At 73.7% G+C, this 23,483-nt stretch carries 16 protein-coding genes; 6 read left to right on the top strand and 10 right to left on the bottom strand.

Annotation, left to right across the window (positions count from 1 at the left end):
* Positions 1-102: 102 nt before the first annotated feature.
* The gene (locus tag OO47_RS09270; RefSeq protein WP_030215435.1) at positions 103-633 is read right to left on the bottom strand and encodes a hypothetical protein; all 531 of its coding nucleotides are present in this window, start codon (positions 631-633) and stop codon (positions 103-105) included.
* 435 nt (positions 634-1,068) lie between these two features.
* On the opposite strand from OO47_RS09270, the gene OO47_RS09265 reads away from it, so the two are divergent.
* Complete coding sequence (locus OO47_RS09265) at positions 1,069-1,869, top strand: polysaccharide deacetylase family protein (protein ID WP_030215431.1); 801 nt, start codon at positions 1,069-1,071, stop codon at positions 1,867-1,869.
* A gap of 133 nt (positions 1,870-2,002) precedes the next feature.
* On the opposite strand, the gene OO47_RS09260 is transcribed toward OO47_RS09265, so the two are convergent.
* Positions 2,003-2,191 carry a CsbD family protein gene (locus tag OO47_RS09260; protein ID WP_030215429.1) on the bottom strand — a complete coding sequence of 63 codons (189 nt, stop codon included), beginning with the start codon at positions 2,189-2,191 and terminating at the stop codon, positions 2,003-2,005.
* Between the two features lie 163 nt (positions 2,192-2,354).
* Between OO47_RS09260 and OO47_RS09255 the strand changes: the two genes are divergently transcribed.
* Both OO47_RS09255 and OO47_RS09250 read left to right on the top strand, forming a co-directional pair.
* Positions 2,355-4,529, top strand: a complete 2,175-nt coding sequence (locus tag OO47_RS09255; RefSeq protein ID WP_030215426.1) for a TerD family protein — start codon at positions 2,355-2,357, stop codon at positions 4,527-4,529.
* 166 nt (positions 4,530-4,695) lie between these two features.
* The gene (locus OO47_RS09250; protein ID WP_030215424.1) at positions 4,696-4,992 is read left to right on the top strand and encodes a hypothetical protein; all 297 of its coding nucleotides are present in this window, start codon (positions 4,696-4,698) and stop codon (positions 4,990-4,992) included.
* A 44-nt stretch (positions 4,993-5,036) separates the two neighbouring features.
* Here the strand turns inward: OO47_RS09250 and OO47_RS09245 are convergent, their stop codons facing one another.
* Complete coding sequence (locus OO47_RS09245; RefSeq protein WP_030215421.1) at positions 5,037-5,288, bottom strand: EF-hand domain-containing protein; 252 nt, start codon at positions 5,286-5,288, stop codon at positions 5,037-5,039.
* A gap of 183 nt (positions 5,289-5,471) precedes the next feature.
* Between OO47_RS09245 and OO47_RS09240 the strand changes: the two genes are divergently transcribed.
* The 3 genes from OO47_RS09240 (at position 5,472) to OO47_RS09230 (ending at position 12,590) form a co-directional block, all read left to right on the top strand.
* A complete protein-coding gene (locus OO47_RS09240) occupies positions 5,472-7,349 on the top strand; it encodes an ABC transporter ATP-binding protein (protein ID WP_063831888.1) in 1,878 nt (625 codons plus the stop codon).
* Positions 7,350-7,470: 121 nt separating this feature from the next.
* Positions 7,471-9,522, top strand: a complete 2,052-nt coding sequence (gene recQ / locus OO47_RS09235; RefSeq protein WP_030215415.1) for a DNA helicase RecQ — start codon at positions 7,471-7,473, stop codon at positions 9,520-9,522.
* A gap of 533 nt (positions 9,523-10,055) precedes the next feature.
* Positions 10,056-12,590: an ATP-dependent Clp protease ATP-binding subunit gene (locus OO47_RS09230; RefSeq protein ID WP_030215413.1), complete on the top strand. Its 2,535-nt coding sequence runs from the start codon at positions 10,056-10,058 to the stop codon at positions 12,588-12,590.
* A gap of 70 nt (positions 12,591-12,660) precedes the next feature.
* On the opposite strand, the gene fdhD is transcribed toward OO47_RS09230, so the two are convergent.
* The 7 genes from fdhD to OO47_RS09200 form a co-directional block, all read right to left on the bottom strand.
* Positions 12,661-13,497 (bottom strand): formate dehydrogenase accessory sulfurtransferase FdhD, encoded by an 837-nt coding sequence (fdhD, locus tag OO47_RS09225; protein ID WP_030215411.1) that lies wholly within the window; start codon positions 13,495-13,497, stop codon positions 12,661-12,663.
* Positions 13,498-13,648: 151 nt separating this feature from the next.
* Complete coding sequence (locus tag OO47_RS09220; RefSeq protein WP_030215409.1) at positions 13,649-15,943, bottom strand: FdhF/YdeP family oxidoreductase; 2,295 nt, start codon at positions 15,941-15,943, stop codon at positions 13,649-13,651.
* Between the two features lie 252 nt (positions 15,944-16,195).
* Positions 16,196-16,321: a hypothetical protein gene (locus tag OO47_RS38395; RefSeq protein ID WP_267883686.1), complete on the bottom strand. Its 126-nt coding sequence runs from the start codon at positions 16,319-16,321 to the stop codon at positions 16,196-16,198.
* 94 nt (positions 16,322-16,415) lie between these two features.
* Positions 16,416-16,880: a GreA/GreB family elongation factor gene (locus OO47_RS09215; RefSeq protein WP_030215405.1), complete on the bottom strand. Its 465-nt coding sequence runs from the start codon at positions 16,878-16,880 to the stop codon at positions 16,416-16,418.
* A 189-nt stretch (positions 16,881-17,069) separates the two neighbouring features.
* Positions 17,070-20,156, bottom strand: a complete 3,087-nt coding sequence (locus OO47_RS09210) for a helix-turn-helix transcriptional regulator (RefSeq protein ID WP_037624038.1) — start codon at positions 20,154-20,156, stop codon at positions 17,070-17,072.
* A gap of 227 nt (positions 20,157-20,383) precedes the next feature.
* Positions 20,384-22,186, bottom strand: coding sequence for a S8 family serine peptidase (locus OO47_RS09205; protein WP_030215400.1), 1,803 nt, complete (start codon positions 22,184-22,186; stop codon positions 20,384-20,386).
* Positions 22,187-22,549: 363 nt separating this feature from the next.
* Positions 22,550-23,413, bottom strand: coding sequence for a GNAT family N-acetyltransferase (locus OO47_RS09200; RefSeq protein ID WP_030215397.1), 864 nt, complete (start codon positions 23,411-23,413; stop codon positions 22,550-22,552).
* Between the last annotated feature and the right edge of the window lie 70 nt (positions 23,414-23,483).

The raw sequence follows: 23,483 nt of genomic DNA, 5'->3' as shown, positions 1-23,483 counted from the left end.
GTGGACCGGGTGGCCGCCGGGGCGGCCGCCATTGGTGTGGACCGGTGGGCCGGTCGGGGTGTGGTCTGTTTCCGGACGCGCCCCGGACCGGCCGGCGGACCGTCAGGCGCAGAGGACGCGGGTCTCGGGCGTGTAGACCGGACCGCCGCTGGTGCTGGAGCTGTCGCTGAACTCGGCGTAGAAGTACGAGTAGAAGCCGATGTTGCCGTTGCAGCCGGAGTCGGCGGCGACCTGGAGCGTCAGGGTCACGGTCCTGCTCTGGCCGGGCGGGACGGTGGCCCCGTAGTTGGTGCCGAGGTTGGCCGGGCCGGTGCCGGCGCAGGGGGTGCTGCCGCCCGGACCGGCGAGCGAGCAGCCGGTGAAGGAGTACTTCAGGTCCGGGCGCTGGGTGGTGAGCCAGGTGGGGTCGATCGTCTGGTAGACGAACCAGATGTCGTAGGAGTTGTTGTTCGTCAGCGTCACGGACAGGTTCACCGTGCCGCCGGGGGTGGTCGTGGCGGCGTCGGTGCTGAACGTCAGCGCGGCGGGCGGGGCCGACGCGGCCGCGTTCGCGGCCGGGGCCAGGCCGAACGCGACGAGGAGGAGGGCGAGGACGGCGGTGAGACCCAGGCGTCTCGTGAGGTGGGATCGCATGGCCCGGGAGGCTAGGGACGGTCGCGCCCCGGCGTCTGCCCCCGCGTGGGCGCCCCGGGCGGCCGGCGGCCGAAAGTGCGCTTCCCGTGAAGGAGCTGCGGGGGAGGCGTGACGGACGGCGTCCGGTCGCATCCCCGCACGCCGCGGCGGGTGCGGCCCCGCGCCGCCGGCCGCCCCCGTCCCCTGCGCGCCGCCACGGCAGGGGCCGCGCCATTGGCGCGTACGCGGCAGTTCCCCGTGCCCGGCGGCCGCGCCGCACCGGCCGGACAGCGGGCACTCCCGGCCAGAAGGCCGACTTTCGGTCCTCGCCGCCGGGACCTTCGTCCCGAGAAGAAGAGCCCTACGTCCCGCCCGTTCGATGAAACCTTCTCGCCGCTCCCACCGTCCTCTCACCCGGGAGAAAGACCTGATGGACTACGGGGAGTGGGCGATTCCATGCGGCGCAACAAGTACACGGCGCACATAGCCGTGGTCGCCTCCGCGGTCGGGCTCAGCCTGGCGGTGTGGGCGGCCGGTGCGGTGACGCAGTCGGAGGCGGAGGCCGATGCGGGGAGCGGGCGGGTAACGACCGGGCGGTCGCCGGCCGCCGACGCCGCGGGGCCCGTCCAGGCGCCGCCGAAGAAGATGCCCGAGGGCATCGCGCACGCCGCCGAGGCGGGCGGCACGGCGGTGAACATCACCATCGACGACGGGCCCGACCCGCGCTGGACGCCCCAGATGCTGGACATCCTGGAGCAGCACGGCGTCAAGGCCGTCTTCTGCATGGTGGGACCCGAGGCGAAGCGCCACCCCGACCTGGTCAAGAAGGTCGTCGCGGCCGGGCACCGGCTCTGCGACCACACCATCTCCCACGACACCTCGATGGACAAGAAGTCCGTCGCGTACCAGAAGCAGCAGATCCTGGACGCGAAGAAGATGATCGAGGACGCGGCCGGGGGCGCGAAGGTCGAGTACTACCGGGCGCCCGGCGGCGCCTTCACCCCGGACAGCCGGCGGATCGCCGCCGCGGCGGGCATGCGGCCGCTCGGCTGGAACGTGGACACGAAGGACTTCGAACTGCCCGGCACGGCCGCGATCGTGAACACCGTCAAGACCGAGCTGTCCAACGGGCCGACCATCCTCTTCCACGACGGCGGCGGCGACCGCGCCCAGACCGTCGCGGCCCTGCGGCAGGTGCTGCCGTGGCTCAAGCAGCAGGGGCGCACCTTCAGCTTCCCGGTGCGGACGGCTCCCTGAGGCCGGAGCCGGTCCCGCCGGAGCCCCGGAAACGCGAGGAGGACCGCCCGGCCGGTGCCGGGCGGTCCTTCCGCTGTTCGGGCCGTCCTCCAGAGCGCGGTACGGCGGCCCGAGCGTTGCAGGAGGTGCGAGCCTAGGAGTGGTCGCGCTTGAGGGAGTCGCGGACGCCCTCGACCTTCCCCTGGGCCTTCTCGCCCACCTCGCGGGCCTGGCCCTTCATCTGGTCCGCCTGGCCCTCGCTCTTCAGGCGCTCGTTGCCGGTCGCCTTGCCGGCGGCCTCCTTGAGCTTGCCCTTGGCCTTGTCCATGTGGCTCTCACCCATGACTGATACGCCCCTTTTCTGGTCGACTGGGGTACTTCGGTCACGTTAAGCGGGTTCCCGGAATCCCGCGCGCCAACCGTCCGATTCCGATCCCGGCGCACGCACCCCGGCCCCGGGCGAAAACCGCATGCACGTGCGTGCCGAAGAGCGGCAGTATGCCGGAATGGACCACACCCTCGAACATCTGGTCGTCCGGCACACCCGTCGCCTCCCCGTCCCGGCCGGCCCCGCCGGAGACGGCGCCGCGGCGGCCCGGCAGCTCGACGCCGCCCTGATGTCCGTGGGATTCAAACTCTCGGCCGACCTCCTCGCAGCCCTCTCCGGCCTCGCCGGGGAGACGGTCCGCGCGACCGCCGCCCGTGCCCTGGACGCCGTCCGGGAACTGGTCGGAGACCACGTCCGGCACAACCCCTGCTTCAAGGACTTCCCGGCCGGCGTGCCCGACACCCGCGACTTCTGGGCGCAGTGCCTCGCCGAGGCGCTCGCCGACCCCTCCGCGCGCAGGACCGTGGCCGAGCGGCTGCGCACCGGCGTCCTGAACCTGCTCGACCTGCCGTCGTACGGCACGTACCGGCACACCTACGAGGAGATGCTCGCCGCCCACGACGAGCTGATCGCCGCCGCGGGCGACCGCCTGACCGTCCTGCACCCCGGCCGGCCGCTCGACGAGGAGGTCACCGCCCTCTACCTGTCCCTGGCCGGAACCACCACCCCGCTCGGCGACGACCACCTGCGCGACCTCGCGCTCCTCGCCGGACACCGCGCCGACGGGCCCCAGCCCGAGGAGATCCCGGTCAGGGAGGTCCGCACCGTCGTCAACCGGGCCCGCCTCGCGGCCGGCGCCGACCCGCTCCTGGACACCGTCACCGACGTGCTCCGCCTGGCCTGCGCGCTCGCCGGCGGCGACGTCACCCTGCGGGAACCGACCCGCTTCCGCGCCCTGTCCCGGCCGGTCCGCCGCGCCCTGCTCGGCGGCCTGGACGCCGTCGTCGCCGCGAGCCCCGCCAAGCTCGCCGACGTCCCCGCGCACCGCGAGGCCTGGAAGCGCCTGGGCGAGCGGCTGCACCCGCACGAGTACCCCCGGTGGCCGCACGCCGCCGAGGTCTTCGCCGTCGCCCGCGGCGAGAAGGCGGCCCCCTCCTTCGACAGCCGGGTGGAGGCGCTGCTCGGCCGGGGCGACGTCACCGGCGCGGCCGAACTCCTGACCTCGGCCCCCGGCCGGCTCCTGCGCGCCCTGGACCGGCTCCTGCGCACGGCGGAGGGCCCCGGGGAGCTGGAGGCCGTCGTCACCGCGTGCGAGCGGGTCCTCCCCCAGGTGTCCGGCCGCGTCGTCCTCTCCCTCCGCGAGCACGTCCGGAACCGGACGGACGAGGGCGGGAAGCGCCGGATCTTCGTCAACCGGTTCGGCGGCGCCTGGACCACCGCCGACACCAGGCCCCCGCTGCCGGCCGCCGTGCGCGAGCGCCTGTGCGCCGCCCTCGACGCCGAGACCCGGCGCCGGCTCCCCGCCCCGGGCCGGCTGCTCGTCGACCCCGCCGTCCTGGACGTGGCGCTCCCGCTCAGCGGCCGGGCCACCGCAGACGGCCTCGGCGTCCTGCCGCGCGGCTCCGTCTCACCGGTGGAGGGCGAACTGCTGCGCTTCTTCACGTACTGGAAGCAGACGGCCCGCACCACCGACTACGATCTCTCGGCCCTCGTCCTGGACGCCGACCACCGGACCGTCACCTGGCTCTCGTACACCGCCCTCGCCGACGTCGAGGGCGCCCACTCGGGCGACATCACCGACGCCCCCGAGGGCGCCTCGGAATTCATCGACCTGCGGCTCGGCGCCGTGCGCGGCACCTACGTCGTCCCGCAGGTGAACATCTACGCCGGCGAGGGCTTCGAGGAGGTCGAGGAGTCGTTCTTCGGCTTCATGCTGCGCGACGCCGAGCAGAAGGGGCGCCCGTTCGAGCCGCGCACCGTCCGCATGAAGTCGGACCTGCGCGGCCCCGGCCGGGTCGCGCTGCCGCTCGCGTTCGAACGGGACGACGACGGCCACTGGCACGCGCGCTGGCTGCACCTGTACCTCAAGGGCCGCCCGTCGGCGAACAGCGTCGAGGAGAACCGGGCGTCGGTCGCGGTCCTGCTCCGGGAGCTGCTCGCCCGTACCCCGCTGACGGTCCGCCACCTCGTGGACCTGATGGCGCGGGACGCCGTGGCGACGACCGTGTGGGACGGTGCGACGCCCGTGCCGGACGGCCCCGTCACGTACATCGGTCTGGAACGCCCCGCCGGACTGCCTCCGGGCGCCCGCGTGTTCACCCCGGAAAACCTGCGCGACCTGATCCCCGCCTGAGTGCTACGGTCGTCCCGGGCGAGGCCATGAAGGGGCTTCCTTCTCATCTTCCATGAACCAGTCCCTTCGCTTTCCTCGCCCCTCGACTTCCACGGCGGACCCCCGTTCGAGCGGTGGGAACGGGGTCGGCCGTGTCCGCCGCCGGGCCGGACGCGTTGGTGAGGGCATGACCTCAGCACGACGCATCTCCTCCGTCCTCGCCGTCGCCGCCGCCTTCTCGTGCCTGGGCGCGTCCGCGGCGAGCGCCGCCCCCGCCGCCGGTCCGCTCGGGCCGCCGATCAACCCGGTCACCGAGCTCGACTCCCTCGCGGCGACCGGCCTCCCCGAGGACCAGGCCGCCCAGCTCCCCGGCATCTCCGAGCAGCTGGGCGGGCTCGACCGGATCCACGACCTCCAGCAGCTCCACCAGCTCACCGACCTGGCCGCCCCGGTCACCGGCGTGCTCCCCGCCGTCTCCGTCTGACCCGTCCCGATCCGCTCGTCCCCGGGCCGGCGACGGCCCGGGGCTCACCAGCCGAAGCGCCGGTTCACCAGCGTCGCGAACTCCTCGAAGGACAGCACGCGGTCGCCGTTCACGTCGGCCTCGTCGAACAGGGCCGACGAGTCGTCGTCGGTCCCCACGCCCCAGAAGGGGATCACGCCCCGCGCGGCCAGCGTGGGGCCCTTGGACCGCAGGGCGTCGATGACCTCCGTACGGGTCAGGGTGCCGTCCCGGTCGAGGTCGAGCGCGTCGAAGAGGGTCCGGGCCTTGTCGCTCATGGGATGTCCTGGCTCCTGGGTCGGTGGCCGCCGGGCGGCGGCGGGTCCTGTCCGGAAGGACGCGACGCGGCCGCCACGGGTTGCTCCGGCTCCCGGAGGCCGCGGAAAACACGTGGACCACGGAGACGTTTGCGCGGAATACTCCCGTTCCCCACCTTCAGCACGACAGAAAGGGGGTTGGGCATGGGATCACCTGAAACGCGCGAAGGATTACCGTCCAAGGGTTCGACGCTCCTCGCGCTGCGCCACTACGGACGGGAACTGCTCCGTCTGCGATGGCTGACCGCGCCGGCCATGCTGCTGCCCGCACTCGGCAACATCGGCGTCTTCTACATCGCGCCGCTCGTCGTCGCCAAGCTCGTCGGACAGGTCGCCGGGGACGACACCGCCGCCGGCGCCGAGGGCATCGGCGCACACCTCCCGTACGTCCTCGGGTTCGCCGGGGTGCTGCTGCTCGGCGAGGCGCTGTGGCGCGTCGGACTGCACTGTCTGCACCGCGTGGAAGCCCGGGGAATCGAGCACCTGTACGTCGTCGGCATGGACGAACTGTTCGCCAAGGACTCCTCGTTCTTCCACGACAACTTCGCCGGCTCGCTGACCAAGCGGGTCCTCAGCTTCGCCTCCCGCTTCGAGGTCTTCGTCGACACGCTGACCTTCTCGGTCATGGGCAACGTCGTGCCGCTGCTCTTCGCCTCGGTGGTGCTCTGGCAGTACGACCCGCTGCTCGTCGTCGGCCTCCTGGCGCTGATCGCCTTCACGGGCGTGTGCGTCGCCCCGCTGGTCCGGCGCCGCCAGGCGCTCGTCGCCCGGCGCGAACAGGCCATCGCCCGGGTGTCGGGCCACGTCGCCGACAGCCTGACGAACATGGACACGGTCCGGGCGTTCGCCGCCGAGGACCGGGAGGCCGCCGAGCACCGCTCCCGCGTCGCGGAGTCGCGGCGGCTCACCCTGCGGTCCTGGGACTACGGCAATCTGCGCATCGACACCCTGGTCGCTCCGATGTCCGTCCTGACGAACGTCCTCGGGCTCGTCCTCGCCGTCACCCTCGGCGGGGGAGAGCACGGCGTGGAGGCCGTCATCGTGGCCTTCACCTACTACTCCAACGCCACCCGGATCATGTTCGAGTTCAACCAGATCTACCGGCGCATGGAGAGCGCGATGACGGAGGCGGGGCAGTTCACCGAACTGCTCCTCGAACCGCCCACCGTGCTCGACCCGGAGGTCCCGGAGCCGCTGGCACCCCGGGGGGCGGGCGTCCGCTTCGAGAAGGTCACCTTCGCCCACGCGGGCGCGAAGCCCCTCTTCGAAGGGCTCGACCTGGACGTGCCCGGCGGGACGAAGGTCGGCTTCGTCGGCAGGTCCGGCGGCGGGAAGACCACCCTCACCCGGCTGCTGCTGCGGATGGCGGACGTCGACGGGGGCCGGATCCTCATCGGCGGGCAGGACATCAGCCGGCTGCGCCAGGCCGACCTGCGCAGCATGATCGCCTACGTGCCGCAGGACCCGGCGATGTTCCACCGGAGCCTGCGGGACAACATCGCCTTCGCCCGGCCGGACGCCACCGAGGCCGAGATCCGGCGCGCGGCCGAGGCGGCCCACGTCACGGAGTTCACCGACGCGCTCCCCGACGGCTTCGACACCATGGTGGGCGAGCGGGGCGTGAAGCTCTCCGGGGGCCAGCGCCAGCGGGTCGCCCTCGCCCGGGCGATCCTGCGCGACGCCCCGGTCCTCCTTCTCGACGAGGCCACCAGCGCCCTGGACTCCGAGAGCGAGGTCCTCGTCCAGGAGGCGTTGTGGCGCCTCATGGAGGGGCGGACCGCGCTCGTCGTCGCCCACCGGTTGAGCACGGTGGCCGGGATGGACCGGCTCGTGGTCCTCGACCGGGGCCGGATCGTGGAGCAGGGGACGCACCAGGCGCTGCTCGACGCGGACGGCGCCTACGCCAAGCTGTGGCAGCACCAGTCGGGCGGCTTCCTCGACGACACCGGGGACGACACCGGGAATGACATCCGGGGCGATGTCCGGGGTGGCGCCCGGAAGGGGGCCGACCTGCGTCGATGAAGGGCCGCCGGGCCGGTCCGGGAGGGTTTTCCACAGGCTGTCGGGAGCCGGGCGGGCCGGGTTGTCCACAGGTTGCGGCGGACGGGACCGGGGTGTCGGCGCGGACGGATACGCTTCACGAATGGTCCTCTCCGACGCTTCCCCAGAGATCTCCGAGCCCGCCCGGGTGCTCCACCGTGTCTTCGGCTACAGCTCCTTCCGCGGGGAGCAGCAGGAGATCATCGAGCAGGTCGTCGGCGGCGGCGACGCCCTCGTGCTGATGCCGACCGGCGGCGGCAAGTCGCTCTGCTACCAGATCCCGGCCCTGGTCAGAGACGGCACGGGCATCGTGATCTCGCCCCTCATCGCGCTCATGCAGGACCAGGTGGACGCGCTGCGGGCCCTCGGGGTGCGGGCCGGGTTCCTGAACTCCACGCAGGACCCGTACGAGCGGCAGGCCGTCGAGCAGGCGTTCCTCGCGGACGAGCTGGACCTGCTCTACCTGGCCCCCGAGCGGCTGCGGACCGAGGGCACGCAGCGGCTCCTGGACCGGGGCCGGGTGTCGCTCTTCGCGATCGACGAGGCGCACTGCGTCGCCCAGTGGGGCCACGACTTCCGGCCCGACTACCTGGCCCTGTCCATGCTGCACGAGCGGTGGCCGAAGGTGCCGCGGATCGCCCTGACGGCGACGGCCACCGAGGCCACCCACGCCGAGATCGCGAAGCGGCTGGGCCTGGAGGACGCCCGGCACTTCGTCGCCGGCTTCGACCGGCCGAACATCCAGTACCGCATCGTCCCCAAGAACAACCCGTTCAAGCAGCTCCTGGAGCTGATCAGGACCGAGCACGCCGGGGACGCCGGAGTCGTCTACTGCCTCTCGCGGTCCTCCGTCGAGAAGACGGCCGCGCTCCTGGTGGAGCAGGGCGTCGACGCCGTGCCGTACCACGCCGGCATGGACGCCCGCACGCGCGCCGCGAACCAGGCCCGCTTCCTGCGCGAGGACGGGGTCGTCGTGGTGGCGACGATCGCCTTCGGCATGGGCATCGACAAGCCGGACGTGCGGTTCGTGGCCCACCTCGACCTGCCGAAGTCCGTCGAGGGCTACTACCAGGAGACCGGCCGCGCGGGCCGCGACGGCGAGCCGGCCACGGCGTGGCTGGCCTACGGCCTCCAGGACGTGGTCCAGCAGCGCAAGCTCATCGACTCCTCCGAGGGCGACGAGCAGCACCGGCGGAGCCTCGCCATGCACCTGGACGCCATGCTGGCGCTCTGCGAGACCGTCGACTGCCGCCGGGTGCGCCTCCTGGAGTACTTCGGGCAGAAGGGCGAGCCCTGCGGCAACTGCGACACCTGCCTGACCCCGGCCGAGTCCTGGGACGGCACGGTCGCCGCGCAGAAGCTGCTCTCCACGGTGTGGCGGCTCGCGAAGGAGCGGCGCCAGAAGTTCGGCGCCGGCCAGATCATCGACATCCTCCAGGGCAAGCGGACGGCCAAGGTCATCCAGTTCGATCACGACGCCCTCTCGGTCTTCGGCGTCGGCTCCGACCTGGGCACCGCCGAGTGGCGCGGGATCGTCCGCCAGCTCCTCGCCCAGGGGCTGATCGCGGTCGAGGGGGACTACGGGACGCTCGTCCTCACCGAGCAGAGCGGCGAGGTCCTGGGCGGCCGCCGCACCGTCCAGATGCGCAAGGAGAAGGCGGTCGCCCCGGCCCGGAAGGAGCCCGGGAGCCGCTCCGGCAAGGGCGCCCGCGTCCCGGTCGACCTGCCGGCCGAGGCCGTGCCGGTCTTCGAGGCGCTCCGCGCCTGGCGGGCCGCGACCGCCCGCGAGCAGGGCGTCCCGGCGTACGTCGTCTTCCACGACGCGACCCTGCGGGAGATCGCGACCCTGCTCCCCACCACGGTCGAGGAGCTGGGCACCGTCGGCGGGGTCGGCGAGGCCAAGCTGGCCAAGTACGCCGAGGGCGTCCTGGAGACGCTGGCGGAGGCCGGCGGCGCCGCCCCGGCCGGACAGGACCCGGCGCCGTCCGGAAGCGCCCCGGCTCCGGCCGCTCCCGCCCCGGCGTCGACTGCCCCGGCCGTTCCCGCCCGGACGGCCGCGGCGCCCGTGACCCCACCCGCCGCCCCGTACGACGAGGAACCGCCCTTCGACTTCGACGAGCTCGAACCGCCGTGGGACGAGGAGGAGCAGGAGTAGAGGAGCAGGAGGGGCGTCGGGGACGCCCACCCGGGCCGCGGGGCGCGCCGGCGCAGCCCCCGCGGTCGTGGGAGCGGGTCATGGCGAAGCCGGACACGGGACCCGCGTCGGTTCCAGGCCGGGGCCCCGCGTCCATCCGGCGTCCGGGCCTGTGTCCGTCCCGCGCCCGAGCCTGTGTCCGTCTCGCGTTCGGGCCTGCGTCCGCGCACCGGACCCGGGCATCGCGTCCGTACCGCGCCCGTACAGGACTCGGACCTGCGTCCGCGCACAGGGCCCGGGCCTGCGTCCGCGCACCGGACTCGGGCCTGCGTCCGTACCGGGCCCGGGCCTGCGTCCGTACCGGACTCGGACCTGCGTTCACCCCGTACCTGTTCCGCGGTGAGGCCCCGGTCCGTTCGGGCCCGGACCCCCTGGCCATCCGGGCCCGGACCCCCTGGCCATCCGGGCCCGGACCCCGCCTCCGCTCCGTTTGCGGAGCGTTGGACATGGCGTTTCAGTGAGAGGAATTCCCCCCGCGCTTCTCTGGAGCAGACATGTCGATGGCGTTCGGTTCACCTTTCGGTTCCTCCGATCCGTTCAGCGAGATGCTGAACCGGTTCTTCGGGATGTCGCCGGCCTCCTCGCCCCCGGCCGTGCAGCGCGTCCCCATCGGAAGGCTGCTCACGGAGTCCTCGCACGAACTGCTCAACCTGGCCACCCGCAAGGCGGTCGAGGACGGCACGTCCGACCTCGACACCGAGCACCTCCTGTGGGCCGCCACCCGGGTCGACCCCTCCCGCAGACTGCTCGCCCAGGGCGGCGTGGACCCCGACGACCTCGCGAGCCGGATCGCCGAGGTGCTGCCCGGGGAGTCCGCCGAGCCCTCCTCGGAGCCCGGCCTCACCCCGGCCGCCAAGCGCACCCTCGCCCTCGCCCACGCCCGCTCGCAGGCTTCCGGCGTGTCGTACATCGGCCCCGAGCACATCCTCGGCGCCCTCCTCGGCGACCCCGACTCCGGCTCCTCCCGCTTCCTGCGCGCCGAGGACCTGGACGTCTCGAAGCTGCGCGGCGCCGCGGACCAGGCGGCCTTCGGCGGCGAGGGCACCCCCGCCGCCCCGAAGCAGCCGGCCACCACCCTGGACGAGTTCGGCCGGGACCTCACCGAGGAGGCGAGGGCCGGGAAGCTCGACCCCGTCGTCGGACGGGCCGAGGAGATCGAGCAGACCATCGAGATCCTCTCCCGGCGCTCCAAGAACAACCCGGTCCTCATCGGCGAGCCCGGCGTCGGCAAGACCGCCATCGTGGAGGGCCTCGCCCAGCGCATCGTGGCGGGCGAGGTGCCCGACACCCTCAAGGACAAGCGGGTCGTCTCCCTCGACCTCTCCGGGATGGTGGCCGGCGCCCAGTACCGCGGGCAGTTCGAGGAGCGCCTGAAGAAGGTCATCGAGGACGTCCAGGAGGCCCAGGGCGACATCGTCCTCTTCATCGACGAGCTGCACACCGTCGTCGGCGCCGGCGCCACCGGCGAGGGCTCCATGGACGCCGGCAACATGCTCAAGCCGGCCCTCGCCCGCGGCGAGCTGCACGTGGTCGGCGCGACCACCATCGACGAGTACCGCAAGCACATCGAGAAGGACGCCGCCCTCGAACGGCGCTTCCAGCCCGTCCTGATCCCCGAGCCGACCGTCGAGGAGACCGTGCAGATCCTCGAAGGGCTGCGGGACGCGTACGAGGCGCACCACCGGGTCCGCTTCGCCGACGGCGCCCTCGCCGCGGCGGCGGAGCTCTCCGACCGCTACGTCAGCGACCGCTTCCTCCCCGACAAGGCCATCGACCTGATGGACCAGGCCGGCGCCCGGGTACGGCTGCGCAGCGGCGGCCGCTCCACCGAGGTCGTCAGCCGCGAGGACAGGCTGGCCAAGCTGCGCCGCGAGAAGGACCAGGCCGTCGCCGCCGAGGAGTTCGAGAAGGCCTCCGACCTCAAGCGGCGGATCGCCGAGGTGGAGGGCGAACTCGCGGGCATCGAGGAGCGGCGCGAAGGCGTCGTCTCCGTCACGGCCGGCGACATCGCGGACATCGTGTCCCGCCGTACCGGCATCCCCGTCTCCCGGCTCACCGCCGGCGAGAAGGAGAAGCTCCTCAAGCTGGAGGAGGAGATGCACGCCAGGATCGTCGGCCAGGACGAGGCGGTCACGGCGGTCTCCGAGGCCGTGCGCCGCAACCGGGCCGGGATGGGCGACCCCAACCGCCCCGTGGGCTCCTTCCTCTTCCTCGGGCCCACCGGCGTCGGCAAGACCGAACTCGCCAAGACCCTCGCCGACCTGCTCTTCGGCGACGAGGACCGGATGATCCGGTTCGACATGAGCGAGTTCCAGGAGAAGCACACGGTCGCCCGGCTCGTCGGGGCGCCCCCCGGGTACGTCGGCTACGAGGAGGCCGGCCAGCTCACCGAGAAGGTCCGCCGCCAGCCCTACAGCGTGGTGCTGTTCGACGAGATCGAGAAGGGGCACCCGGACGTCTTCAACACCCTGCTCCAGATCCTCGACGACGGGCGCCTCACGGACGGACAGGGCCGCACGGTCGACTTCCGCCACTGCGTCGTCATCATGACGTCCAACATCGGCGCCCACCGCATCCTCGACCACCAGGGCGACGCGGCCGAGCTCAAGGACCGGCTGATGGAGGACCTGCGGGGCCGCTTCCTGCCCGAGTTCCTCAACCGCATCGACGACATCATCGTCTTCCACAGCCTCACCGAGGAGGACCTGTCGGAGATCGTCGACCACCTCCTGGACCGCAGCAAGCACCGCGTCCACGCGCAGGGCATGACCCTGGAGGTCACCGAGGCGGCCAAGAAGCTCCTCGTCGCCCACGGCTACCAGCCGGCGTTCGGCGCCCGGCCGCTGCGCCGCACCATCCAGACCGAACTGGACAACCGGGTCGCCTCCCTGCTGCTCGGCGGCGACGCCGAGCCCGGCGACACGATCGTCGCCGACGTCGTGGACGACTCGATCCACTGCACGGTCCGCAAGGGCGACTCCGGGGGCGGCGCGCACCGCGAGGACGCGGAGCGTCCGGCCGCGGCGTAGGGGCGCCGGGCGCCCGCGCGGGCGGCACTCCGGCGTGCCGGACCGCCCGCGCGGCCCCCGGTGGCCGGTCTCAGGCCACCGGCACGGTCTCCAGGCGCTCGTCCCCGCAGTACACGTTCATCGACGTGCCGCGCAGGAACCCGACCAGGGTGAGACCGCTCTCCGCCGCCAGGTCCACGGCGAGCGAGGACGGCGCGGAGACGGCCGCGAGCATCGGGATCCCCGCCATCACCGCCTTCTGCACCAGCTCGAAGGATGCCCGGCCGCTCACCATCAGGACCGTGCCGCGCAGCGGCAGCAGCCCCGAACGCAGGGCGTGCCCGACGACCTTGTCCACGGCGTTGTGCCGGCCCACGTCCTCCCGCAGGCACAGCAGTTCGCCCTCGGCCGAGAAGAGCCCGGCCGCGTGCAGCCCGCCCGTGCTGTCGAAGACCCGCTGGGCCGCCCGCAGCCGGTCGGGCAGAGCCGTGAGCACCTCCGCCCCGATCCGCAGCGGGTCCTCCGCCACCGACCAGGCGGCCGTCGTGCGCACCGCGTCCAGGCTCGCCTTGCCGCACAGGCCGCACGAGGACGTCGTGTAGAAGTTCCGCTCCAGGGAGGCGTCGGGGGCGGCCACGCCGGGGGCCAGGACCACGTCGACGACGTTGTACGTGTTGCCGCCGTCGGAGGTGGCGCCCGCGCAGTACCGGATCCCGGCCACGTCCCCGGCCGCGTGCACCACGCCCTCGCTCACCAGGAACCCGGCCGCGAGGTCGAAGTCGTCGCCCGGGGTGCGCATCGTCACGGTCAGCGGACGTCCGCCGACCCGGATCTCCATCGGCTCCTCGGCGGCCAGCGTGTCCGGGCGGTAGGAGGCCCCTCCCTCCCGCACGCGCAGGACGCGCCGCCGCGCGGTCACTCGTCCCATGGTTCTTCCTCCCTCTGGCTCCGGCCGGTGGACCGGACGCCGGATCCCGGGGCCGCGGTGTCACGCCGCCCGACCGCCGACGGTAGCCGTCCGGGGAGGGACGCGCGCGACGCGGGGTGCGTCCCGGGGCCGTGCCCCTGCCGTCACGCGGTCACGCGGGAGCATCCGCCGGAACGATGGTGACCCTGACGTGCTTCATGATCGGCTGGTCGCTCTGGGTGCTGTGGTCGTCCAGCGCGCACAGCACGTTCATCTCGGGCATGTAGCCGGCCGCGCACCCCCGGGGGATGTCGTAGGGGACGGCGAGGTAGCCGTTCAGCCGCCGGTGGCTGCCGTCCCGCGCGGTGCTCGTGACGTCCACGGGCCCCATGTCGGCGATGCCGCGCTCGCGCATGTCGGCCCGGTTCATGAAGACGAGCGTGCGCAGGTTCCTGACGCCCCGGTAGCGGTCGTCGTCGGAGTAGATCGTGGTGTTCCACTGGTCGTGGGAGCGCATGGTGCCCAGGGCCAGCTCACCGGGGGCGGGCACCACGTCGGGCAGCGCGGAGGAGGAGAACCCGGCCCGGCCGGACTCCGTGAGGAAGACCAGCTCGCGGGCGGGCTGCCTGATGCGGAAGCCGAGCGGCAGGCGCACCCGCCGGTTGAAGTCCTCGAAGCCGTCGAGCACCCGGGCCATGGTGTCCCGGATGCGGTCGTAGTCCTCGACGTACCACTCCCACGGCGTGGGGCTGTCCGGCAGCGCGGCCCGGGCCATGCCCGCGATGATCGCCGGCTCGGAGAGCAGGTGCGGCGAGGCGGGGCGCTTCATGCCGACCGACAGGTGCACCATGCTCATCGAGTCCTCGACCGAGGTGCTCTGGATCCCCTTGCGCTGGTGGTCCTTCTCGGTCCGGCCCAGGCAGGGCAGGATCAGCGCCCGCCGCCCGTGCACGACGTGGCTGCGGTTCAGCTTGGTGCTGACCTGGACGGTCAGCTCGCAGGTGCGCAGCGCCTCGTGGGTGGCCGTGGTGTCGGGGGCCGCGAGCGCGAAGTTGCCGCCCATGCCGACGAAGACCTTGATCTCCCCTTCGCGCATGGCCCGGATGCTCGCGACGGTGTCCTTGCCGTGCTCGCGCGGCGGGTCGATGCCGCAGACCTCGGCGAGCCGGTCGAGGAATCCTTCGCCGGGGCGGTGGTCGATGCCGCAGGTGCGGTTGCCCTGGACGTTGCTGTGCCCGCGCACGGGGGAGGGGCCGGCGCCCTCGCGGCCCAGGTTGCCGCGGAGCAGCAGCAGGTTGACGATCTCGCGGACGGTGTCGACGCCGTGCTCGTGCTGGGTGACGCCCAGGCACCAGCTGATGATCGAGCGGTCGGCCTCGCGGTAGACGCGGGCCGCCTTCAGGATGTCGTCCCGGCTCAGCCCCGACTGGGTCTCCAGCTCCTCCCACGGGGTCGCCTCGCACAGCGCCCGGTACTCCTCGAAACCGGTGGTGTGCCGCTCGATGAACTCCTCGTCCAGGGCCTTGGGGTCGGTCGCGGACTGCTCCAGGACCGCCTTGGCCATGCCCCGCAGCAGCGCCATGTCGCCGCCGATGCGCACCTGGAGGTCGAGGGTGCCGGTGCGGGTGGAGCGGAAGGTGGCCATGTCCTTGAAGTCGTGCGGGATGATCGCGCGCCCGGCCGCCGCCTCGACCAGCGGGTTGACGTGCACGATCTGCGCGCCGCGGTGGTACGCCTCCGTGAGGGAGGTCAGCATCCGGGGCGCGTTGGAGGCGGCGTTGACGCCGATGACGAAGAGCGCGTCGGCGGTCTGCCAGTCCTCCAGGTCCACCGTGCCCTTTCCGGTCCCCAGCGCCGTCTGCAGGGCCCGGCCGCTGGCCTCGTGGCACATGTTGGAGCAGTCGGGCAGGTTGTTGGTGCCCAGTTCGCGGGCCATCAGCTGGTAGAGGAAGGAGGCCTCGTTGCCGAGCCGGCCGGAGGTGTAGAAGGTCGCCTCGTCCGGGTGGCCGAGGCCGCGCAGCGTACGGCCGACGAGGTCGAAGGCGCCCTTCCAGGTGATCGGCACGTAGTGGTCGGTCTTCGGGTCGTAGACCATCGGCTCGGTGAGCCGGCCCTCGTTCTCCAGGGCGTGGTCGCTCCACCCGTCGAGCTCGGTCACCGAGTGGGCGGCGAAGAACTCGCGCCCGACCCGCTTGCGGGTCATCTCCCAGGTGACGTGCTTGATCCCGTTCTCGCAGATGTCCAGGTGCAGGCCCTTGGTGTCGTCGGGCCAGGCGCAGCCGGGGCAGTCGAACCCGCCGTTCTCGTGGTTCATCTTCATGATCGCCCGGGGCCCGTCGAGCGGGGGGGCGCCCTCGCGCACCATGAAGCCGGTCACGCTCCTGGCGGCGCCCCAGCCGGCGGCGGGGTGGTGGTACGGGCGGAACTCCGGGTCGCCCCCGGGGGCCGGTCCCCCACGGGGCTCCAGGCTCCCGGAAGTCTCCTGAAGGGTCTCCGGCTTCTCCTGGTCGGTGCTCAAGGTTCCTCACCCTCTCGCCCCACGGGGCACGGGCGGTACGAGACGGAACAGCTCCTTCGGGCAGGCTATGTCCGCCCCCATCCGCATGCCACTCGGCTGCCGCCCGCCCCGGATCCTTCGGCTTCGACCCGGCACGACCCACCAGGTCTCGGACACCGACGCCTCCACCGCCGGGCTCCGCGCGATCGTCCTGATCGGTGATCACCATGCCGAGCAGGACGTCCGGCCGGTTCGCCGGCTCCGGCCCGCGAGCACGTCGCGGACCGCGTCGTCGCCGCCGACTGTGCAGGTGACCTTGGTGACCGGCGCGGCGAAGACGAGGGTCACCAGGACGGTGTGTCCGGGCCCGCCCTTGCGGTCGGCCTCCCCGAACCGCGCCTGCTCCTGTCCGTGTCCGGTGTCGGCCTCCGGCCCGGTGCCGTCAGCCGATCGAGACCACGGTCGCGGTCGCCCGGCCCCCGGGCGTCTCGTACGTGACGGTGTCGCCGGCGCCGTGGCCGAGCAGCGCCTTCCCGAGCGGGCTGTCGCCGGTCACCAGGGAGGAGTCGAGCGCGTCGGCCAGCTCGGCGATCTGCACGGTGGACTCGGTGCCGTCGTCGAACCGCACGGTCACGCTGCTGCCGACGCCGACCGTGCCGGCGGCCGGGGGCGCGGCGGCGGAGGCGGCCTCCAGCCGGTCCTCGATCTCCCGGATGCGCCCGTTCAGCCGGTCGGCCTCGTCGGCCCGCATCAACTCGTCGGCCTGATCGGCCCTGTCGCCCGTCTGGTCGCCGCCGCCGTCCCGCAGGGTGGCGGCGACGGAGTCGCGCTCGGCGCGCAGCTCGGCGAGCTCCTTCTCCAGCGCCGTGCGGGCGTCGGCGTCGATGGGCTCGGGTCCACCGGTCATTGCTGCTCCCGTTCAGACGAGGATGCGGACATATGCCGCAAATGCCCCAGATGGTTAAGTCATGACGTTATCAGGCAGGGTGCGGGACCGGCGTGGTGTCGCGGGAGGTCGGCACGCCCGCGCCGCTCGCCCGGGGCGTCCACGCCGTGACGTTCACGGGTGGCGCGGCGCTTGCGGCACTCACGGCGCTTACGGCCTGAGGGCCGTGGCCAGTTGGGCACGGGAGCGGACGTCGAGCTTCTGGTAGATGCGGGTGAGCCGCGCCTCGACCGTCTTCACGCTCAGGTACAGCTTCGCCGCCGCCTCCTGGTTGCTGGCGCCCTGGCCCACCAGCCGGGCCAGGCGCAGCTCCGCCTCCGTGAGGGAGGAGAGCGCGGGAGCGGTCTCCTCGCCCACCGGCCCGCCCGCCGGACCCTCGCCCGCCGGGGTCTCGCCCGCCAGGGCCAGCCACGGCGCCGCCCCGACCCGCTCGAACACCGACGCCGCCTCGTGCAGGGCGCTCTGCGCCGCCGACCGGCGCCTCCGGCGGCGCTCCACCCGGGCCAGGGCGATCAGCGCCCGGCCCCGCTCGAGCGGCAGCCCCGCCCGCCCGAACTCCCCGGCCGTACGGGTCAGCAGCTCCGCCGCCTCATCCGTACGCCCCTCGGCCGCCAGGCACAGGGCGTACGCCCGGTCGCAGCCGAGCAGGACCGTGGACCGCCCGAGGCGCTCCGCCACCGGCCGCACCTCCGCGAGCAGCGCCAGGGCCTCGCCGGCGGCGTCGTTCGCGAGCAGCGCCTCGGCCAGCTCCTCGTGCCAGCGGAGCATCGACGGGTCCACGGTCGACTGCGCGCGCTCGTCGGCCTGCACCCGCCGCAGGGTCTCCAGGGCGGCCGCCACGTCCCCGTTGACCAGCTGGACCCGGCCGAGCGCGTACCGGCTGCGGGAGAGGAAGACCCGGTCGCCCTCCTCCTCCGAGGCCTGCACGCTGCGGCGCGCGTAGCTCGCGGCCCGCGCGAAGCTGCCGCCCGCCGTCTCCGCGAGCGCGAGCGCGTACCAGGCGGGCCCGGGGGAGAGCCCCGCCTCCAGGGTGAGGGCGAGGGACTGCCCGGCGTGGGCGAGCGCCGCCGCGCACGGGCCGATCCGGGACTCGATCTCTGCCAGCGTGCGGAACAGCTCGATGGCGTCCTCGACGGAGCCGCGCCGCTGCACCAGCGGAAGCAGCGCCCCCAGCTCGTCGCGGGCCTCCACGAGCCGGTCGTCGAACAGGGCGTGGCGGATCGTCAGGATCTGGGCGGCGTTGCGGATGCCGAGGGGCCGCTCGGCCAGCTCCAGGGCCCGCGCCCGGGCGAGTACGGCATCCGCGTCCGGCGAGCCGAGCGCCCGTTCCATCCGCGCCTGCACGGTCAGCGCCTGCGCGGCCGTGCGCGGGTCGCCCATCGACGCGGCCAGCGCGGCCGATTCGACCGCCGCCGTCCGCGAGCGGTGCGGATCGCCGTCCGCGAGCACGTACTTGACGGCGAGCCGGAGCTGCACGGCGGCCCGCAGGGCGGTGTCGCCCTCGGAGTCCTCCATGGCGTGGACGTACATCTCGTCCAGGCCGGTCAGGCCCTGGCCCGCCGTGTCGAGCACGGCGAGCCGCGCCCGCACCCGGTCGGCGGGCTCCGCGTCCCGGGCGAGCAGATCGGTCGCGGCCCGCATCGCCAGGTCGGCGCGGGCCGCCCGCGCGGCCTCCTCGGCCGCGTCCACGAGCCGCGCGATCCGCCGGGTGCCGTGCCGCCCCGGCGTCGACTCGGCGGCGAGCAGGGCGAGTTCGGCGGCGAGCGCGCTGTTTCCGCGCCGCCGGGCCAGATCGGCGGCGGCCGCGACCTCGGCGGCCAGCTCCTCGTCCGGGCTCTCGGTGGCGAGCGCCCGGTGCCGTACGGCCTCCACGGGATCGTCCACGACCTCCGCGAGGGCCGCGTGCCCGGCGCTCCGCTCGGCCCAGCAGGCGTCGTGCACCAGGGTGGAGGGCAGCAGACCGGCGGTGAAGGTCACCGAGCCGTCCTCGGCCAGCGACACCAGATCGGCCCGCTCGGCCGCCGCCAGGTCGGCCTCCGCGTTGGGCCGCCCGGCCCGCCGCACCAGCGTCGCCGACGGGCGCAGCGCCAGCGCCGCGAGCAGCAGCGTCTCCCGTACGGCGGGCGGCGCGGCGCCCAGGAGCTGGCGCGCCAGGTCGCGGGCGCGCCCGGAGAGGGTCAGGGCCTCGGCGTGGTGCACGGGGGTCCGCGCGTCGGCCAGCGAGCGGCCCACCGCGAGCGCGAGCCGCGGATTGCCGCCGCTCGCGCGGTGGATGCGGCCGGCCATCCGGGACGGCAGCCGGTGGTGGATGAGGAGCTCGGCGATCTCGTCGGCGTGCAGCGGCGGGACGCGCAGCACGTCCGCCTCCGAGGGCACCCAGAGGTGGCTGGCGTGCGGGTCCTCGGAGCGGTGGGGCTCGCCGTACGGATCGCGGGCCTCCCCGTACGGCTCGGGGGTCTCCACGGCCACCACCCGCAGCGCGGGCGGCGCCAGGTGGAGGGCGAACCGCAGCAGGTCCGCGCTGTCCGGATCCACGTGCTGGACCCCGTCGACGACGAGCAGCACGGGCCCCCGGCAGGTCAGGGTGCGCAGGATCTGCGCGATGCCGAGGCGCAGCGCGATCGGGTCCCAGCCGTCCGCGTCGATCGGGGCCTCGCGGCAGAGCATGGCGACGGCGGTGCGCTGGGGACCGGGCAGCTCGTCGAAGGCCCCGGAGGCGAACACGCCGGTGGTGTACGGACCGCTGGTGTGCGGACCGGTGGCGTGGGGGCCGGCGGCGTACGGATCCGCGGTGTGCGCTCCGGCGGCGGGGGCCGGGGCGGGGTGCGCTCCGGCGGCCCGGTCCGCGGGCGTCCTGGGGGCGCCGAGGGCCGGGAGGACCGGGACGAACGCCCCGGGCCCGGAGGCGTCGGACGGTTCGGGGCGGGCGGGCCCGGATCCGGGCAGGGCCACCGTCGCCGCCACGGAGGCGACGAGCGCGGCGGCCGAGGCGCCGGGTATCTCGCGGTCGGACGGCAGGGACGCGAGCCACAGCACGGTCTCGCCGCGCGCCTCGGCGCGAGCCGCCGCGGCGAGCGCGACCTCGGTCTTGCCGACGCCGGCGGGCCCGGTGAGCAGGGCGCGGCCCCGGGTGTGCAGGGCGCGTTCCAGCCGGGCGAGGAGCTCTTCGCGGCCCACCGGCGCGGGATGCGTCCCCGCGCCCGCGGGGCGCAGGGCGACGTGCGGAGCTGTCGTCACTGTCCACCACCTCCGGCCGCTCGGGCCCCCGGCCCACGAGCCCCGTGCGCAGAGAATACGGAGCCCACCGGCGGAGTCCAGGCCCCTTGTCCGGCATACGGACAGCGCGCTCCGGTCGCGCACGCTCCCACAACGCCAGGACGCGCCCGTGGTGTAGACCACGAGCGCGTCGCTGACCAGCAATGATGCTGATGTGGGGGGTGGGTCGAGGGTAGTGCGGTGGTGCGTCAGAAGGTGAGGCTCCACGCGTCGATGTAGCCGGTGTCACCCGAGGCCACATCGCGGACCTGGAGCTTCCAGGTGCCGTTGGCGACCTCGCTCGACGCGTTGACCGTGTAGGTCGTCACGACGTTGTCGGCGCTGTCCGAGGACGACGAGGCCTTCAGGTTGCGCACCGTGCCGTCGGGGGCGACCAGGTCGACGACCAGGTCCCCGCGCCAGGTGTGCTTGATGTCCACGCCGACCTTGAGGGCGGCGGGCGCGTTGCCGGTGCGGCCGGTGACGGTGATCGGGGACGACACGGTGGTGTTGTCCGGGATCGACACGCGGGTCGCGTTGGTGAAGACGTTGCCGGCCGGCGGCGTGGTGGTGGTGACGGCGTTCACCGTCTTCGCCGCGTCGGCGATGCCCGCGCCGCAGCCGCCGGAGCAGGTGCCCGGCAGCGGTCGGGCGTTGGACTTGATCGCGGACTCGATGTCGGCCGGGGTGAGGGTGCTCTTGGCCGACTTCAGGAGGGCGGCGAGGCCGGCGATGTGCGGCGCCGCCATCGAGGTGCCCTGGTAGGGCTTGTAGTTCTCGGCCGCCTGGGTCGTCGTGCCCGAGTTCAGCGTCGAGAGGATGCCGTTCTGGGGGGTGGTGACGGTGCCGGGCGTGTCGGTGGCGCGGCGGGTCTCGCCACCGGGCGCGGACACGTCCACGGCGGTGCCGAAGTTGGAGTAGTACGACCGGTTGCCCTCGCGGCTGGTCGACGCCACGGTGATGACGTTCGAGCAGTTGGCGGGGGTGAAGCCGGAGGTGTTGGCGTTGCTGTTGCCCGCGGCCACGACGACGGTGGTGCCGCGCGAGACGGCGCCGTTGATGGCGGTCTGGTAGACGCTCGGGCAGGTCGAGCTCGCGCCGCCCAGGCTCAGGTTGACGACCTTCGCCGGGGTCGGGTTGGCCGGGACGCCCGGCACGGTGCCGCCGGAGGCCCAGGTGATGGCGTCGGCGATGTCGGCGGACGAGCCGCCGCACTTGCCGAGCACGCGCACGGGCTGGATCTTCGCGTTGTACGCGATGCCCGCGATGCCCTTGGTGTTGTTCGTGACGGCGCCGATGGTGCCGGCCACGTGGGTGCCGTGCCAGGAGGAGCTGGAGGCCTTGGAGCCGAGGCCGCACTCGTTGTCGGTGGCGTTCCAGTCGCCTTCGTCCTTCGGGTCCGCGTCGCGACCGTTGTTGTCGCGGGCGTCGGCGGAGGAGGAGATGAAGTCGTAACCGGAGACGACGTTGGCCGCCAGGTCCGAGTGGGCGGCGTAGCCGGTGTCGATGACGGCGACGGTGACGCCGGAGCCGGTCGTCTTGTCCCAGGCCGCCGGAACGTTCATGCCGCCGGTGGCCTCGAAGAGGTCCCACTGCTTGGCGTACTCGGTGTCGTTCGGCGTGGCCGCCATCGCGTAGGCGCGGATGTCGGGCTCGACGGAGGCGACGGCCGGGTCGGCGCGGAACGCGTCCATGACCTTCGCGACGTCCTGCTTGGTGGTGCCGTCGCCCAGGTCGACCAGGGCGGAACCGGCGGCGAGCCGGCGCTCGAAGGAGAGCTTCTCGCCCGTCTTCGCGGCCTTCTCGGCCGTGTCGCTCTTCGCGGCGGCGTTGGAACCGGCCTCGGCGGACCGGGTCTTGTACGTGACGATGAGCTTCTCGACCGGAGCGCTGGGAAGCGCCTGGATCGCCTGCGAAACCGGGGCGGGCTTCGGGGTGGGAGCGGCCGGGGCGGCGGCGAACGCCCCGGAGGTGGTGGCAGCGGCACCGAGGATCGCGGCGCCCGCGACCACGGATATGACTCTCCGCCTGGAACCGTTCAAGGTGTGGCCCTTTCGATTACGACGTAACTGCGGAGCAGTGGCGGCGGCGCGGGCACACACGGGGCGAAGTGGGGGTCGCGGTCCGGCGTTCCCTGGGCTTGGGGGGCCCGTGCGCCGCCACCGGCGCGACGGCCCGGGTCAAGGCCGTCACCGGCGGATGCCACCCTTCACATGCACCTGTCATGGTGCGATGCGGAGGATGATATCTGCCGGTGCGGAGGACAGTAGGGAACGGGGAGGTGAACCCGATACGGGGAAAACCCTTGTCACCCCTCAGGGGGTGGCGGGGGGTCGGTGAGGGGGGAGGGGGGCGGGCCCGCCGGAGCCCTTCGTTCAGCCCAGTTCGAGCGTGGTGACGCCGAAGACGCGCTCGCGGGCCACCGGCCTGACGGGCCCGGTGTACATCCGGGCCGTCTCGAACGTCGGCTCCAGGCCGCGCTCCAGGGCCAGGCGCGCCGCCGCCGGATTGACCTCCGGCATGTCGACCGCGATCCGGTCCGAGCCGAAGTCCCTCGCCTCGGCGGCGAGTCCGTCGAGCAGGGCCGCCGCGTCCGCCGGACCGTCCGCGAACAGCGGCCCGATCCGGGCCTCGTCCTGGGCGGGACGAACCACCCCGTACCCGGTCAGACGCCCGTCGACGACCCGGGCCAGGGCGCGGTGCCCGGGGGTGGTGAGCCAGGCGGAGAGGAACCGCGGCCGGTCGGCGTGGTGGCAGGCGCCGTCGTACGCCGCGAGGGCGGCCGCGCCGACCCGCCCGGCGGGGACCAGGCCGGCCGGCGGGCGCTCCGGGGCCGGGACCTCGCCCGCGTACCGTGCCGTGCGGTACGCGGGCGAGGTCCCGGCCCCGGAGCGCCGGTAGTTGTCCTGCTGCGCGGGCACGCCGTCGAGCCCGACGGCCCGGTCGCCCGCGTGGCCGAGCGCGGCCCGCCAGGTGGCCAGGCCGTGGCCGAGACCGCGGAGCTCGGGGCGCACGAGGTAGAAGCCGAGGAAGGCATAGGCGTCGTCGTAGTCGACCACCGAGACGGCGGAGACGGGCTCCCCGCCGATCCGGCCGAGGAAGAAGCCGCCGGGGTCCTGCGCGAAGAACGCCGCGACGTCGGAGACCCCCGGGTTCCACCCCTCCTCGGCGGCCCAGGAGCGCACCAGTGCCCAGTCCTGCGGCGTGGCGGGGGAGACGGTCAGCGAGCCGGTGGCCATGGGGTGTCCTTCGACGGCCGGGAGGGGTGCGGGGGTGCGGGAGTACGGAAAGCGCCGGACGCCCCGGCCA

It is taken from the genome of Streptomyces bikiniensis (assembly GCF_000716625.1).
Taxonomy (GTDB): Bacteria; Actinomycetota; Actinomycetes; order Streptomycetales; family Streptomycetaceae; genus Streptomyces; species Streptomyces bikiniensis.
The sequence above is the reverse complement of the archived record's forward strand: the minus strand, read 5'-3'. Positions and strand labels throughout refer to the sequence as shown.